Genomic DNA, 14,272 nt, shown 5'->3' with positions numbered 1-14,272 from the left:
CCCGGCCGTCACGGGAGACCTCCAGTCGCTTGCGGCTCCCGGTCAGCTCTTCGGACCGCGGTGATGCGGCACACCCCTCGCCCGTGGAGCGTCAGTTCTGGGCGGTACGGCGCTTGCGGACGGCCCACAGGATGCCGCCACCGGCCAGCAGCACCGCGACGGCGGCGCCACCGATGACCGGCGTCGACGACGACGAGCCGGTCTCGGCGAGGTCCGGCGCGCTCGGGCTCGGGGCGGGCACTGCGGGCGCGGACTCCGAAGGCTGCTCACTGGGGGTGGCGCTCGGCTCGGGCGTCCCGGTGGACGGCGTCTCCGACGGGGTCGGCTCGCCCGGGACCGACTCGGTCGGGGTAGGGGTCGGCGGCGTGGGGCTGGGCTCCTCGTCGCACACCTCCGCCGTCTTCGTCTCGTCGATGGAGTGCTTGCCTTCGCCGTCGGCGTCCTTGACGACCAGTCGGACGGTCACCGGCTCGTCGTGCTCGGGAAGCGTCAGCTTCTTGTGGAACTCACGGCCGAACGTCTCGGTGGGCAGCAGGCCCTTGCCGTCCACCGTCACGGTCACCGTGTTGGGGACGTCGCTCGTGTAGTTGGTGAGGTCAACAGTCACCTCGGAGCAGGTCACGGCCCAGGTGGGGGTGTGAGCCGCGGCCGGACCGGCGGAGATGACGCCTCCGGTCAGACCGACGACCGCAGCGGCCACGAGTGTTCCCGCGCCACGCCACGATCTCCTGGGTATGGTCATGGATTCTTCCTCCAGATACGTCTCATCGCCCGAATGGCGGTGGGGCGCACAGTACTGCCATCGTCCAGGAACGGCGTCGTCGCCCCATGCATAACCCGACGCACCAACTCCGGGCACAGCCGCGCTACTTCCGGCAACGCGGGCGGGCCTCACGTCGTGCTGTCCTCCGGTCCGGCCGAATAAGAGGATGAGCGGTGCACCTATCTGCCGCCATCTGTGCGCCTGGGTCTGGAGCATGACCCGTTCCATGCGATTGCTGCTGATCCGTCACGGCCAGACACCGTCCCCTGTCGGCCACTTCCTGGACACTGCCCGGCCCGGCCCTGGCCTCACCGACCTCGGGCTGCGTCAGGCAGCCGCCCTCCCCGGAGCACTCGCCGGGGAAGACATCGCCTCCCTTTACGCCTCCACCCTGCCCCGTACGCAACTCACGGCCGCGCCCCTCGCCGCGGAGCACGGCATCAAGATCCAGATCCGTGACGGAATCCGCGAACTGTCGGCCGGTGAACTGGAAATGCGGGCCGGCGAGGACGCGGTCCGGCAGTACCTGACGACCGCCTTCGCCTGGTCCGCCGGGGACATCGCCCGCCGGATGCCCGGGGGCGAGAGCGGGACGGAGGCGCTGGCCCGCTTCGACGCCGTAGTGGCCGAGGCAGCGGGCGCCTGGGGGTGTGGGACCGTGGCGCTCGTCAGTCATGGTGCCGCCATCCGAGTATGGACGGCCGCTCGCGCGGGGAACGTCACCGTCGGGTTCGCCGCCGAACACAGCCTGGAGAACACGGGCGTGGTAGTGGTCGAGGGCTCACCGGACTCGGGATGGACTGCTATCTCCTGGGCCGAGGCTGTCGTCCCGGGGGTCACCGCGAGCGGCGCGGCGGACGCCGACCCGGTGGGTCGTACACTGCCGGGGCCGGAGCTGGGACCGGCAGCGGATCACCCCTTCGGCTGATCGCCGGGTTCTCACCCGCAGGTGAGGGCGTGGCGCTGTGAAGACACGCTGTCGTCACAGTGCCTTGTGCATGATGTGAAGCCCCACATAGCCCTCGGTGGGGTGGTTGAAGCCCTCCGGAAGGGTTCCGATCACGTCGAAGCCGATCGAACGGTACAGCTTGACGGCGTGCGTGTTGGTCTCGACCACCGCGTTGAACTGCATGGCCCGATATCCCTCGGCGCGAGCCCAGCCGACCGAATACTCGCACAGCGCGCGCCCCACTCCCCGGCCGGAGCGAGCGGGGTCGACCATGTACGTGGCGCTGGCTATGTGCGCTCCGTTGCCCATGTGGTTGCGGTTCATCTTCGCCGTGCCGAGCACGGTCCCGGCATCGTCCACGGCGACGACCACCCGGCTCGGCGCTGCGACGAACCACCATCCCTCGGCGTCCTCCTCACCGAGATCGAGTGGATAGGTGAGCGTCTCGCCCGCGGAGACGATCGAGTGGAAGAACGGCCAGATGGCAGGCCAGTCCTCGGAGGTTGCTTCCCTGATCAACATGCGATCAGCATGGCCCATACGAACGATCGGCGCGAACACCTATCCGGCTCCAAGCCCACGCCAACCCAGCCTTGCGAGCAGCCCCTTTCCGGTCGGCACACCCGCCGCGGCGCAGCCTGGCGCCCCGGCGTCGGCGAGCGGCGGAGCCGGCTCGGCGGCGGGTGCCGCGAGCGCGGTCACGGGACGGGGGCCAGTGCCGGTCCGGACGGCGGGCGCCGCTCGGGTTGCGCCGTCGTCTCCGGGGCGCGGGGCCGGCCGGTCCTCGCGTGCCCCGTCCAGCTCCAGCGTCAGGTTGACCCGCCGCCAGAGGATTTCGTCGGGGTCATCGGCCAGCATCAGCTCCCCCATGGCCTCCCTCGCCGCCATGGAGCCCGGGCGTCCGAAGACCGGCTCCGGCCGGACCCGCACGAGATAGGCGCGTTCATAGGGGTCGTCCATCACTTCCGCCAGTTGCACGGGGTCCAGTGCCGACGCCTGGACCGCCGTTCGCACCCAGGGGTCCCTCGTGCGGTTCAGCAGCCGGTCGATGCGCTGCGAGCGCCAGTTGCGCGGCCGCCAGTCGGCGCCCGACTCGAGCAGCGAGCGCATCCCCAACGGTGTCCGTCCGGCCAGCAGGTCGGGTTCCCGGGCCGCGAAGGCGGCAAGCTCGTCCGCGAGGTAGAGCCAGACCACCGCGCGATACCGGTTCAGATAGAACGTGACCGGTGAGACGCATCCTGCCCGGGCAAGCCTGGTGAACCGCGCCGGGGCGATGCCCAACAGGGCCGCTCCTTCCGCTGTTCCGACGGTGCGGACCCGCTCCGCCAGGCCATCGGGGAAGCCCGGCTGCTCCCGCAGGCGCGCGATCTCCCCCTCGTGCACCCGTGGCCGCCCACCGCCCGGCGCGCCGACGACGGCGATCAGCCCGAGGTGTACCGCTAGCTCGAACTCCGCACGCCGGATGCCCAGCTCCTGGGCCGCGCGCCCCGCCGCGACCGTCGCCCCCGGAGCGGCGGACGCGGTTCGCCCGCCCTCGCCCTCCACCTCCGTGCCGGCGTCCTCCGCACGGGCATCGCCCCGGGCGCTCGTGCCGATGGCCCGTGCGCCCCGGGTCCTGGCCCGCGCAGCCTGCGGCCTGGTGTCCGTGCCCTGGCTCCCGGCGTGTGCTCGGAACACTTCCTTGACCGTCATGACTGTCCTCCCCGGTCGGCTCAATTACTCTCCGTGATTACGGTAGCCCGGGGGAGTCCTCGCCGGTCACCCCTGTGGATAACTCTTCATCGGCGATGATAAGTGCAGGTCAGAAGGGTTCAATGTCTTCGGGCCCGCCCTGCCGAATGGCGACTCCGAGGTGTTCGCCGACCCGGTTGACGAGCAGGGTCATCTCGTAGGCGACCTGGCCGACGTCGGCTTCGGCCGCGGTCAGCACGCACAGACAGCTGCCGTCGCCGGCGGCCGTCACGAAGAGCAGCGCCTCGTCGAACTCGACCATGGTCTGACGCGCCCGGCCCGCCCGGAAGTGGCGCCCCGAGCCGCGCGCCAGGCTCTGCAGACCTGAGGAGACCGCCGCCAGGTGTTCCGCGTCCTCGCGGGCGAGCCCGGTGCTGGCCCCGGTGACCAGTCCGTCGTTCGACAGCACCAAGGCGTGCCGTATGAATTGCACCCTGCTGGTGAGATCGTCAAGGAGCCAGTCAAGTCCCCGGTCAAGCGGCATGTGCTCGTCCTCCCCGTACCCTCGTTCCCCGTGCCCCGCTACGCGCGTAAGCCTCGCGCAACGGCCCCGCGGGGGCAAGCGCCCCTCTCCTCCGGGGGCGCCGCTTCGCGCCATGCGGGGATCGGGCTCAGGATGGGCCCATGGCACACCACATGACCGAAGAAGAATGGCGGGCCTTCCTCTCGAAGGGCACGCGCACGGCGAAGGTTTCGACGGTGCGGGCCGACGGCAGTCCCCATATCGCACCCGTCTGGTTCCTTCTCGACGGTGACTCGGTGGTCTTCAACACCGGCGAGGAGAGCGTGAAGGGGCGCAACCTCGCACGCGACGGACGGGTCTCCCTCTGCGTCGACGACGACCGGCCTCCGTACGCGTTCGCGGTGGTGCAGGGGCATGCCGAGCTGAGCACGGACCGCGGGGAACTGCTGCGGTGGGCGACGCTGATCGCCCACCGTTATGTGGAGGCCGACGCCGCCGAGGAGTTCGGCCGGCGCAACGGCGTGCCCGGCGAGCTGGTCGTACGGGTGCGGATCGACAAGGTGGTCGCGATGGCCGACATGGTCGGCTGACGGCTGGCCGCGATGCCGGACGCCGTCAGCCGACGGAGGCGAGGAGCCGGGCGGTGTGCATGCGTGCGGCGTACTCGACCGTACGGATCAGGACTTCTTTGCCGGATGCCAGGTCGCGGGCGTCGCACAGCACGACCGGAGTGCCCCGGTCGAGGTCGAGCGCCCGCGCGACGTCGTGCTCCGTGTGGTCAGGAGCGCCGGGGAACCGGTTGACGGCGACGACGAACGGTATCCGCCCGCGCTCGAAGTAGTCGACGGCGGTGAAGCAGTCCCCCAGACGCCGGGTGTCCGCGAGCACGATCGCCGCGAGGGCGCCCTCGCACAGCTCGTCCCAGAGGAACCGGAAGCGGTCCTGTCCCGGCGTGCCGAACAGGTGGAGCGTCAGGCCGGAGTGGATGGTGATACGGCCGAAATCCATCGCTACGGTAGTGGTGGCCTTCCGCTCCACCCCGCCGGTGCCGTCCTGGCACCGCCCACCCTCGCTCAGCGACTCCTCCGAGTACAGCGGGCGGATCTCGCTGACCGAGCCGACCAGGGTTGTCTTCCCGGCTCCGATGCCGCCCGCGACCACGATCTTCAGGGTGAGCGCGATGTCCTCTCCGATCATGCTCCTGCCCACGCTCTCGGGGGCGCGGTGGGCGGTGCGCGGGATCTTGTCTCCATCGATGTGCTCGGAGGGCATGCGTCTCTACTCTCCTCAGGAATCGCCAAGGGCCGACAGCATGGCAACCGGCCGAGTTCGCGCGAGCGGGTTGATCGTTCTTGACCGACGCGGCTCCACCGCGCGGTCATTCTTCGCCGCACCCCGACCGCATTGCGCCGATTTTGGTCGGGCCGGCATCTTTTAGGGCCTGCGGCCCCCTCCGGCAAGGCCCCTACGCGGGTTGCTTTCGGCTGCTGCCCGGAACGGGCGGCTGCGGGCCGTCCGCGTGGACGGCCCGGGGAGGGGATACGAGCGTGCGGACAGGTTCCGGCGGCGGTTCCAGGATCCTCCAGGATCCGCCCGCCGAGGTGCTGACGGAGGACGTGGCGGCGTTCGGGCTCCTGGTGACACCGGCACGGCTGCACATCGTGTGGGCATCTGACCGGACAGATCACGCTCCGGTGGCGTACGTCCCACGCCGGTTGCGCGATCATGTCTGCATGGCCGACGACCACATCCATCACGTCCTGGACTTCTTCACTCCGCGTGCGGCCGGCTGGGACAGCCGGTTCCCCGACGACGGCCCCGCCTACGCCGCCGCGGCCGGTCTACTGGGGTTGCGTCCCGGAGATACCGTGCTCGACGCGGGCTGCGGGACGGGGCGCGCGCTGCCCGCGCTCCGGGCCGCGGTCGGGCCGGCGGGCACGGTGCTGGGCGTCGACCTGACCCCAGCCATGCTGGAGGCCGCGGTGGGGGCGGGACGAGGGGACAGCGGGACACTCGTCCGTGCCGACGTCGCGCGGCTGCCGCTGCGTGATGGAGTCCTGGACGCGGTGTTCGGAGCAGGGCTGATCTCTCATCTGGCCCGCCCCGAGGCCGACGCGGCGGAACTCGCCCGCGTGGTCCGGCCCGACGGGGTGCTGGCTCTGTTCCACCCGATCGGCCGGGCCGCCCTCGCCGCACGTCAGGGACGGACCGTCGCCGACGACGACCTGCGGGCCGAGCCGAGGCTGCGCGTGCTGCTGGCGGGTGCGGGGTGGCGGTTGGAGTCCTACGCGGACGAGGACGACCGCTTTCTCGCCCTCGCCGTCAGGCAGCCCTGAGGCCGAGGGCGCGGCCGGGCCCACCACCGTACGTGGAAAGCGTCCGAGCCAGGCTCTGCCGTGGCGGCCCCGCGCATGATCCGGCCGGGGCACGTAGCGTCACTCGGAGGGCGACTGCGACGGACGGCGGCCGGGTACCGGGCAGCCACGAACACCCGGCGTGGGGAACGTACCGAGCTCCGCGATCTCGTACCCGTTCGGATATCCCTTGATCTCGGGGTTCTGGCGCGCGTAGTGGGGCGTCCTCCGGGGCGGCAGGAGCCGGACGGCACCAGACCGGAGCCGGAGCGCGCCCCTGGTCACTCCGCGGGCCACCGGCCCCGGGCGGCGGTAACGGAACGCCCCGAGCAGCGAGTCGTCCAGGAGCGCGAGGCTGGCACCGCGCACCAGCGGGACGAGGGGCGCCGGGTACCAGGACGCCATCAGTGCCAGGGTGGCGTCGGCTACCCGGCGGGCTCCTGCGTCCCAGCCGAAATGCTCGTGCTCGTAGGCGTCGAGGATCCGCTCGAAGTCCTCGTAGGTCTCGGGAGCGTCCTTGATCCCCATATGAGCACCGAGCGTGCGGTAGTAGGCGGCGAAGGCGCCCCGCTCGTGGCAGCACAGACGTCGCCAGCCGAAGCTGTCCAGCCAGCGCTTCGGGGTGACGACGAACGTACACAGGACGTAGCGCATGTCGTCGTTGCTGATGTCGTAGCTGCGGTGCATCCGGTTGATCCGGCGGACGGCGGTGCGGCCGTCGTCGGTGTCGAAGCCGTGCTCCACCACCGTATCGAGCAGCAGGGCGGTGTCGTCGTAGCGTTTCTGGGAGCGCTCGGTCAACTCAGCCGTCTCATCGAGGAGTCGGCCGATGCTGGGCACGGCATAGGTGCGGTACAGGGCCAGTTCGAGGGCGCGGGCGATGTCCCAGGGGAACTCGTGGGTGACGGTGAGGCGGTAGATCTCCAGGAAGTCCCGCTCGGGGTCGAGTCGCTGAATCTCCTTCAGCCGGTCGTACCGCTTCACCACGCTGTCCCCTCGTTCGGCCGGACGGCCAACCTTACGCGGAGGCCTCCCCCCACGCCCGGGCCTTCGGCTTCCGCGCACTCGAACGGGGTGGGCGTGGCTCCGGTTCGCTTCTGTTCGTCGAGGCGTCGACGAGGGGGTTACCGAGTAGTCGGGGTGCGCCGACGGACCAAGGGACGCCGGTCCGAGCGATGAGGAGGCGGGCGATGAGCGATGGGGAGGACACCGTGGCCGGTGCGGACGATAGGGTCGCCGACCACGCGCTGCTGGTGCTGACCGCGATGATGCTGACGCCCGCACGGTTTCCCAGCGTGCTGGGGGACGACTACGTGGCGGCGTGCGGCGCGCTCGCTCTCGAACCGTACGAGGAGGGCTACGGGCTCGTCCTCGTGCAGGACGGCGACGGAGCCCGGTGGGCCGTGGTCGTCGAGGACGTCTCCCAGGCGGCCGTCGCCATCGCCGCCTGGGACTGCGGTATGGAGCACGACCTCTCCCCCGACGAGCGCTCCATGGTGTGCGCGCTGCCGGGCTGGCCGATGGACCTGGCCGTCTCCGCGCCCGGTGTGCCGGATCCGCACGATCCGGAGATGGTCGGGGAGGACCCCGCCCCGCTGCCCCCTCCCGACACGGATGCCTGGGGCCCGGCACAGCGGCGGCTCGGGGCGGACGAGATCGCCGCGCAGCGGCCGGCATGGCGCGAGCAGCTCGACGAGGCGGGGCTCTCACTGCCGGGCACCGGGGGAGCGCCGGAGAGCGGCGGCGAGGGTGTCGATGGTGGCCCGGACCGACGGCATGGCTCTGTTCCTGTTGGGCGAGGAGCCAGGCACGGTCATTCCTGTCAGGCGTGGAGCCGCGCTGCCCGGACCGCTCGCGGCCCTCGCCGGGTTGGCCGCCCACCCCGCGTGACATCGTCGTCGGTCACCCGGGGCGATCCGGGCTCAGCGGCCGATCTGCTTGCGGTTGATCCTGCGGAGCCTGCGCCGCTGGGACGGGTCCAGCAGCAGATAGCCCGCCACAGGAACACCGATCACGATCAGCAGCGCCCACCAGAATCCGATCAGGGGCCACAGGATCGCTGCCGCGAGCACTCCCCCGATAGCGACCTTCGCACCATTCGACATGGTCCACGCCTCCTTCGCGGCCGGCGCCGCTCCTGTTCTGTGAACGCGTCCGCGCGCCCTTACGTTCCCCGTCGGCCGCGCTATCGCAGCGGTTCGCCGACCTCGTGCATGTGCGACAGCGCCTGCCGGTAGGACTCGATCAGGCCGGTCTCCGCGTACGGCATGCCGATACCGGAGCAGTGTGCCTTGACCAGGGGCTGGGCGAGGCGCAGGTTGGGGCGGGGCATGCTCGGGAAGAGGTGGTGCTCGATCTGGTAGTTCAGCCCGCCGAGGAACCAGTCGGTCAGGACGGCGCCGCGTACGTTGCGCGAGGTCAGGACCTGTCGCTGGAGGTGACCCCAGCGCTCACCGCCGGGGTCGGGCATCTCCATGCCCTTGTGGTTCGGGGCGAAGGCCATGCCCAGGTGGAGGCCGAACAGTGCGTGCAGTACCAGTGCGAAGACGATCGCCTTGCCCGGGGACAGCGTACTGAGCAGCAGCGTCGCGTAGAGGACGAAGTGCGCGGTCAGCAGCAGCCCCGAGACGGCCCGCTCCCGGAGGGGCTGACGGCGCAGGAACTGGAATCCGTAGATCTTCAGGGCGATGCCTTCGAGCAGGAGCATCGGGAAGAACAGCCGGGCCTGGTTCCTGGTGAGCCAGCGGGCGAACCCCTCACGCTGCGCCGCCTGTTTCTGGGTCCAGACCAGGGCGCCGACACCGACATCGGGATCCTTGTCGATGTGGTTCGGGTTGGCGTGGTGGCGTACGTGCTTGTCGTTCCACCACGCCTCGTTCATACCGAGGAGCAGATTGGCGTGTACGAGACCGATCAGCCTGCTCGTCCTGCGGTCGCCGGATATCTGGGCGTGCCCCGCGTCGTGAGCGACGAAAGCCGTACGGGTCCAGAAGACCGCCAGCGGCAGGGTGAGGAGCAGGCTCCACCAGGTGTCGCCCAGCAGGACGAACCCGGTGACCACCGCGCCCAGGGCCGCCAGATTGGTGGCGATGCCGAGCGCATACCGGTCCGTGCGGCGCTCCAGCAGTCCCTGGTCCCGCACCGCACGCAGCAGCGGTGCGAAGTCGCTCCCGGCCGCCGCCCCGCGAACGTCGGCCGGGCGGTCCGGGCTGCTTTCGTCGGCGGGATCCGCAACAGTGGCTGTTGCCTGGGGCATGGCGTCTCCGGTCTCTGGAACATATGCGCTGACCTCATGGAACGTACGGACCGGGGGCGGGTGCGGGCCATGGCGCCACCACCCTGGTTCCCCTGGGGCAGACCCCCGTGCCCGATGGTGGGGCTGGCTGCACCATCGGAACCATGAAGGGAGAAGGGGTGACACACACCACATAGCCCAACGGCCTGTCGCCCCTCGGAATGGAGTACCCTCGGCGACTCCGCCCACTAGTCAAATTTGAGGAATCTGACATCGCTGTGCACAGGCACCCTGCGGCAACACCCTCCGAGATCGCCGAACTGGCTCGCTGCTCCGCGGTCTTCGTCCCCGCGGATCCAGCCCGTACCGGCAGGATCGCGTTCTGGAATCCGGACGGTAGCACCCCTTCCATCACTCCCGGGTCTTCGTCGGAGCTGACCGTCATCGGAACCGACCTGCGACCCCGTACGGTGACGGCGCGGTACCTACCCGTGCGGGAGGCTCTGCCGGTCCTGACCCGGGCACGTGCCGTCACGAGTGCCTCACCCGCCACCGCCTTCTGGGGTGCCGCCGCGCTTCTCGCTCTCCAGTTCGTCGCCCGCGGCCTCCTGTTGCCCGGGCTGAGCGATACCGACCACGACGCCTGGCGGATCGGGCCGTTGAACACCGACGACCTCGAACGGATCCGGGAACTGGCGGCGTCGATGCCGCCGACCGCCCACGCGACCCCCGTTCCGGACGAGGGCGACGGACAGTCGGACGGAATCGGCGGGTCCGGCGGACCCCGCAGCACGGACGGTGCGGGCCGGCCGAGCGGAGCTGGGGAGCGGGAACCGGCGCGGAACACGACGAGCGGCGCCGCCGGCGAAACGTTGCTGCCCGAACCGGAGCGTCTGCTGCGCGCCTTCCTCGATGCCGTGGCCGACGCGATGCCCCGTACGCCGGCCGCGGCGTTCGCCGCCGCAGGACCCGCGTTCACCTCCCAGCAGCCACGGCATCTGCCCGAGGGGCGGGCCTGGGCGGCAGATGTGGCGGCCGGTCACGACGCGGGCGTGCGGCTCTCGTTGCGTATCGAGGTCGCGGGTGTGACCTCTCCGCCGAGCGGCACGGAGGCGGACCCCGAGGACACCCCGGAAGCGATGGGGCCGGGGTCGAGTCCGGGAGCGGTGGGGCCGGGGTCCGGTCCGGAGTCGGCCACGCCGTCGTTCCGTGCCGTGCTGCAGATCCACAGTGTCGGCGATCCCACCCTGGTCGCCGACGCGGCCGAGGTGTGGGCGGGCGACTCGCGGACCGCAGCCGCGTTCGGGCCACGGGCCCGGATGGACGCCCTCCTCACCCTGCGCCGGGCCGCCCGCGCCTGGCCGCCGTTGGCGCCGTTGCTCTCCGCCGCGGTGCCGGACTCGGTGGAACCGGCCGACGAGGAGATCGCCGAGCTGCTGGGGTCCGCCTCACGTGCCCTGGCCGCCGCCGGAGTACAGGTGCACTGGCCCAAGGAACTGGCCAGGAAGCTCACCGCGCGGGCCGTGATCGGCCCGGACGACCGGGACTCCACGGACGGGGAAGGCGTCGGGCAGGAGGCCGGGACGCGGGGACGCATCGCCGCGGACGTGCCCTCGTTCCTCTCCGCCGACGCACTGCTGTCGTTCGACTGGCGGTTCGCCCTCGGCGACCAGAAGCTGACCCGCGAGGAGCTGGACCGGCTCGCCGAGTCCACCAGACCCATCGTGCGGCTGCGCGACCAGTGGGTGCTCGTCGACCCCGAGGAGGCGCGCCGCGCCCGGGACACCCAGGACCGCAAGATCACCCCGATCGACGCTCTCGGCGCTGTGCTGACCGGGTCGACGGAAGTGGCCGGCCGTCGCGTCGAGGTGGCCGCGACCGGCTGGCTCCAGCGGTTGCGGGACCGGCTGGCCGACCCGGAGTCCGCCGCCCAGCAGTCGATCGGACAGCCCGAGACGCTCACCGCGACCTTGCGCGACTACCAGCTGCGCGGCCTGAACTGGCTGAACACGATGACCTCGCTCGGCCTCGGCGGCTGCCTCGCCGACGACATGGGCCTCGGCAAGACGATCACGCTCATCGCCCTGCATCTGCACCGGCAGAGCGACCGCGACGCGGCCGGCCCGACGCTGGTGGTGTGCCCGACATCATTGATGGGCAACTGGCAGCGGGAGATCGAGCGGTTCGCGCCGGGCACCCCCGTACGCCGCTTCCACGGCGCGTCGCGTTCCCTGGAAGGCCTGATGGAAGGCGAGTTCGTCCTGACGACGTATGGCACGATGCGCCTCGACGCGCCCCGACTCGCCGCCGCGTCCTGGGGCATGGTCGTCATCGACGAGGCGCAGCACGTCAAGAACCCGCACTCCGCGACGGCCAAACAGCTGCGGACCATCGGGGCCCGGGCCCGGGTCGCGCTCACCGGCACCCCCGTCGAGAACAACCTCTCCGAGCTGTGGGCAATCCTGGACTGGACGACACCCGGTCTGCTCGGCCGGCTCGGCACCTTCCGTACGCGGTACGCGACAGCGGTCGAGAACGGCAGCGACCCGGGCGCGGCCGAGCGGCTCGCGGCGCTGGTGCGGCCGTTCCTGCTGCGCCGCCGGAAGTCCGATCCGGGCATCGCTCCGGAGCTGCCGCCGAAGACCGAGACCGACCGGGCCGTGTCTCTGACGCCGGAACAGACCGGCCTGTACGAGGCGGTGGTCCGCGAGACCCTGGCGGAGATCTCCGCCGCCGACGGCTTCGAGCGCCGGGGTCTCGTGATGAAGCTGCTGACGGCGCTGAAGCAGATCTGCAACCACCCGGCGCAGTACCTCAAGGAGGAACAGCCGCGGATCGCGGACCGGTCGGGGAAGGTCGAGCTGCTGGACGAACTCCTGGACACGATCCTGGCCGAGCAGGGTTCGGTGCTGGTCTTCACGCAGTACGTACAGATGGCCCGGCTGTTGGAGGAACACCTGGCCGCGCGCGGGGTGAGTACGCAGTTCCTGCACGGCGGTACGCCCGTGGCCCGGCGCGAGGAGATGGTGAACCGCTTCCAGGCGGGCGATGCCCCGGTGTTCCTGCTGTCCCTCAAGGCGGCTGGCACCGGGCTCAACCTCACCCGGGCCGGTCATGTCGTGCACTTCGACCGCTGGTGGAACCCGGCGGTCGAGGCGCAGGCGACGGACCGGGCCTACCGCATCGGGCAGACGCAGCCGGTGCAGGTGCACCGGCTGATCGCCGAGGGAACGATCGAGGACCGGATCGCCGAGATGCTCGCCCGCAAGCAGGGACTCGCGGACGCGGTGCTCGGCTCGGGCGAGGCGGCACTGACCGAACTGACCGATGCGGAACTGGCCGACCTGGTCGAGCTGCGAGGGGGCGCACGATGAGCGATGACTACGAGGACGACTACGCGTACGGGGCGGAGTACGGGACGAGCGACGCGGACGCCTCCGACGGGGGCGGCGACGGGGCGTCGCGGGACGGCCGGCGCGGGGCGGAGCGTGTGTTCGCGGCGTTTCCCCCCGCACAGGGCCGGGGTTTCGCGACGTCCTGGTGGGGGCTGGCGTGGCTCAAGGCTCTGGAGGACACCGCGCTGGACGGCCAACAGCTCAAGCAGGGCCGGCGGCTGGCCCGGGAGGGCAGGGTCGGGGCGGTCTCCGTGCGGCCGGGGCGGATCACAGCGGTGGTCCGGGACCGCGACGGCACGGCCTACCGCAGCGACGTCCTGCTCCAGCAGCTCGGCGCGGGCGCCTGGGACCGGTTCCTGGACATGGCCGTGGACCGGGCCGGGCACATCGCGGCGCTGCTGGACCGGGAGATGCCGCCGCATCTGGTGGAGGACGCGGCGGGCGCCGGTGTCGAGCTGCTGCCCGGCATCGGGGATCTGGAGCCGGAGTGCACCTGTGGGACCTGGGACCACTGCCCGCACTCGGGTGCCCTCTGCTACCAGGTGGCGCGCCTGCTGGACGAGGACCCGTTCGTCCTGCTGCTGATGCGGGGACGCGAGGAGCGGCGGCTGCTGGACGAACTCCAGGTGCGCAGCGCCGCCCGCGCGGTCCGGGCGGACGGCGACGGGGCGCGGGAGGCGGCCGACGACGCGGAGCGGGAGGTGCACGGAGTCCCGGCCGGCGAGGCGTTCGCGGCTGCCGGAATCCTGCCGCCGCTCCCCACTCCCCCACCGGCCCCCGATGAACCCGGGCTCGGGCCTGCGCTGGACACGGCGACCGCCCCCGCGCCCGGGGTCGACCCGGCTGCGCTGGAGGTGCTGGCGGCCGACAGCGCGGTGCGGGCGCACCGGATGCTGCTGGACGCGCTGGCCCCGGGGCACGAAGGACAGCCGCTCCCGGTCGAGCTGACTCCGCGGCAGGACGCGGTACGGCTGGCCGCGGACACCCGGCCGGAGCCGCGCATCGGGGCCCGGCTGGCCGCGGGATCCGGCCGCCCGGCCGCGGACCTGGACTCGGCGGTCCGCGCCTGGCGGTACGGCGGGGTCGCGGCACTCGCCGTGCTGGACGAGGAGTGGACGCCGGCCCCGGAGGACCTGGTGCGGGCCCGTGCCCGGCTCGGCGAGGCGTGGGAGACGGGCGAGCGACCGGCCCTGCGGGCGAACGGCCGGGCCCGCTGGACCGTGGCGGGCGCCGACCTTCAGCTCCGGTTGGACCGGAGCGGGCGGTGGTGGCCCTACCGCAAGGAGCTCGGTCGTTGGGTGCCTGCCGGACCGGCGGACGACGACCCGGCGGGCGCGCTGGCGGGGGCCGACGGCGAGGCGGCGGACACGGCTGTCTGAACC

Annotated in this window: 13 protein-coding genes and 1 pseudogene; 6 read left to right on the top strand and 8 right to left on the bottom strand. The window is 71.7% G+C overall.

Annotated features, from left to right (window positions below):
- Positions 1 to 91: 91 nt before the first annotated feature.
- Positions 92 to 742, bottom strand: coding sequence for an LAETG motif-containing sortase-dependent surface protein (locus AB0F29_RS40650; RefSeq protein ID WP_361883798.1), 651 nt, complete (start codon positions 740 to 742; stop codon positions 92 to 94).
- A gap of 247 nt (positions 743 to 989) precedes the next feature.
- Between AB0F29_RS40650 and AB0F29_RS40645 the strand changes: the two genes are divergently transcribed.
- Complete coding sequence (locus AB0F29_RS40645; RefSeq protein WP_361883810.1) at positions 990 to 1,691, top strand: histidine phosphatase family protein; 702 nt, start codon at positions 990 to 992, stop codon at positions 1,689 to 1,691.
- A gap of 54 nt (positions 1,692 to 1,745) precedes the next feature.
- Here the strand turns inward: AB0F29_RS40645 and AB0F29_RS40640 are convergent, their stop codons facing one another.
- The 3 genes from AB0F29_RS40640 to AB0F29_RS40630 all read right to left on the bottom strand — a co-directional run bounded on the left by AB0F29_RS40640 (position 1,746) and on the right by AB0F29_RS40630 (position 3,927).
- On the bottom strand, positions 1,746 to 2,234 hold the full coding sequence (locus AB0F29_RS40640) for a GNAT family N-acetyltransferase (RefSeq protein WP_018961948.1): 489 nt from the start codon (positions 2,232 to 2,234) through the stop codon (positions 1,746 to 1,748).
- A 39-nt stretch (positions 2,235 to 2,273) separates the two neighbouring features.
- A complete protein-coding gene (locus AB0F29_RS40635) occupies positions 2,274 to 3,404 on the bottom strand; it encodes a DUF6397 family protein (RefSeq protein ID WP_361883794.1) in 1,131 nt (376 codons plus the stop codon).
- Positions 3,405 to 3,513: 109 nt separating this feature from the next.
- Positions 3,514 to 3,927 (bottom strand): roadblock/LC7 domain-containing protein, encoded by a 414-nt coding sequence (locus tag AB0F29_RS40630; RefSeq protein ID WP_361883791.1) that lies wholly within the window; start codon positions 3,925 to 3,927, stop codon positions 3,514 to 3,516.
- A 140-nt stretch (positions 3,928 to 4,067) separates the two neighbouring features.
- Between AB0F29_RS40630 and AB0F29_RS40625 the strand changes: the two genes are divergently transcribed.
- Positions 4,068 to 4,496 carry a PPOX class F420-dependent oxidoreductase gene (locus AB0F29_RS40625; RefSeq protein ID WP_361883788.1) on the top strand — a complete coding sequence of 143 codons (429 nt, stop codon included), beginning with the start codon at positions 4,068 to 4,070 and terminating at the stop codon, positions 4,494 to 4,496.
- Positions 4,497 to 4,521: 25 nt separating this feature from the next.
- On the opposite strand, the gene AB0F29_RS40620 is transcribed toward AB0F29_RS40625, so the two are convergent.
- Positions 4,522 to 5,178: an ATP/GTP-binding protein gene (locus tag AB0F29_RS40620; RefSeq protein WP_361883785.1), complete on the bottom strand. Its 657-nt coding sequence runs from the start codon at positions 5,176 to 5,178 to the stop codon at positions 4,522 to 4,524.
- 461 nt (positions 5,179 to 5,639) lie between these two features.
- Here AB0F29_RS40620 and AB0F29_RS40615 point away from each other — a divergent pair, with 461 nt between their 5' ends.
- Positions 5,640 to 6,242, top strand: coding sequence for a methyltransferase domain-containing protein (locus tag AB0F29_RS40615; RefSeq protein WP_361883807.1), 603 nt, complete (start codon positions 5,640 to 5,642; stop codon positions 6,240 to 6,242).
- Positions 6,243 to 6,341: 99 nt separating this feature from the next.
- On the opposite strand, the gene AB0F29_RS40610 is transcribed toward AB0F29_RS40615, so the two are convergent.
- The gene (locus tag AB0F29_RS40610) at positions 6,342 to 7,247 is read right to left on the bottom strand and encodes an oxygenase MpaB family protein (RefSeq protein WP_361883782.1); all 906 of its coding nucleotides are present in this window, start codon (positions 7,245 to 7,247) and stop codon (positions 6,342 to 6,344) included.
- Between the two features lie 203 nt (positions 7,248 to 7,450).
- On the opposite strand from AB0F29_RS40610, the pseudogene AB0F29_RS40605 reads away from it, so the two are divergent.
- Positions 7,451 to 8,150, top strand: a pseudogene (locus AB0F29_RS40605) (hypothetical protein).
- 32 nt (positions 8,151 to 8,182) lie between these two features.
- On the opposite strand, the gene AB0F29_RS40600 reads toward AB0F29_RS40605, so the two are convergent.
- Positions 8,183 to 8,365: a hypothetical protein gene (locus AB0F29_RS40600; RefSeq protein ID WP_026291218.1), complete on the bottom strand. Its 183-nt coding sequence runs from the start codon at positions 8,363 to 8,365 to the stop codon at positions 8,183 to 8,185.
- Between the two features lie 80 nt (positions 8,366 to 8,445).
- Positions 8,446 to 9,516, bottom strand: coding sequence for an acyl-CoA desaturase (locus AB0F29_RS40595; RefSeq protein ID WP_361883779.1), 1,071 nt, complete (start codon positions 9,514 to 9,516; stop codon positions 8,446 to 8,448).
- A 257-nt stretch (positions 9,517 to 9,773) separates the two neighbouring features.
- On the opposite strand from AB0F29_RS40595, the gene AB0F29_RS40590 reads away from it, so the two are divergent.
- Both AB0F29_RS40590 and AB0F29_RS40585 read left to right on the top strand, forming a co-directional pair.
- Positions 9,774 to 12,869 carry a DEAD/DEAH box helicase gene (locus tag AB0F29_RS40590; protein ID WP_361883776.1) on the top strand — a complete coding sequence of 1,032 codons (3,096 nt, stop codon included), beginning with the start codon at positions 9,774 to 9,776 and terminating at the stop codon, positions 12,867 to 12,869.
- Positions 12,866 to 14,269 carry an SWF or SNF family helicase gene (locus AB0F29_RS40585; protein WP_361883773.1) on the top strand — a complete coding sequence of 468 codons (1,404 nt, stop codon included), beginning with the start codon at positions 12,866 to 12,868 and terminating at the stop codon, positions 14,267 to 14,269. Before AB0F29_RS40590 ends, AB0F29_RS40585 begins: the two co-directional genes overlap by 4 nt.
- Positions 14,270 to 14,272 lie beyond the last annotated feature (3 nt).

The sequence above is a fragment of the Streptomyces sp. NPDC026589 genome (assembly GCF_040638385.1).
Taxonomy (GTDB): Bacteria; Actinomycetota; Actinomycetes; order Streptomycetales; family Streptomycetaceae; genus Streptomyces.
This window is presented reverse-complemented; position numbering and strand designations above follow the sequence as displayed.

Coding starts and splice junctions, on each gene's coding strand:
- AB0F29_RS40640 (WP_018961948.1), bottom strand. CDS start 2,234: ATGTTGATCAGGGAAGCAACCTCCGAGGACTGGCCTGCCATCTGGCCG.
- AB0F29_RS40615 (WP_361883807.1), top strand. CDS start 5,640: ATGGCCGACGACCACATCCATCACGTCCTGGACTTCTTCACTCCGCGT.
- AB0F29_RS40585 (WP_361883773.1), top strand. CDS start 12,866: ATGAGCGATGACTACGAGGACGACTACGCGTACGGGGCGGAGTACGGG.
- AB0F29_RS40645 (WP_361883810.1), top strand. CDS start 990: ATGCGATTGCTGCTGATCCGTCACGGCCAGACACCGTCCCCTGTCGGC.
- AB0F29_RS40630 (WP_361883791.1), bottom strand. CDS start 3,927: ATGCCGCTTGACCGGGGACTTGACTGGCTCCTTGACGATCTCACCAGC.
- AB0F29_RS40650 (WP_361883798.1), bottom strand. CDS start 742: ATGACCATACCCAGGAGATCGTGGCGTGGCGCGGGAACACTCGTGGCC.
- AB0F29_RS40620 (WP_361883785.1), bottom strand. CDS start 5,178: ATGCCCTCCGAGCACATCGATGGAGACAAGATCCCGCGCACCGCCCAC.
- AB0F29_RS40595 (WP_361883779.1), bottom strand. CDS start 9,516: ATGCCCCAGGCAACAGCCACTGTTGCGGATCCCGCCGACGAAAGCAGC.
- AB0F29_RS40635 (WP_361883794.1), bottom strand. CDS start 3,404: ATGACGGTCAAGGAAGTGTTCCGAGCACACGCCGGGAGCCAGGGCACG.
- AB0F29_RS40625 (WP_361883788.1), top strand. CDS start 4,068: ATGGCACACCACATGACCGAAGAAGAATGGCGGGCCTTCCTCTCGAAG.
- AB0F29_RS40600 (WP_026291218.1), bottom strand. CDS start 8,365: ATGTCGAATGGTGCGAAGGTCGCTATCGGGGGAGTGCTCGCGGCAGCG.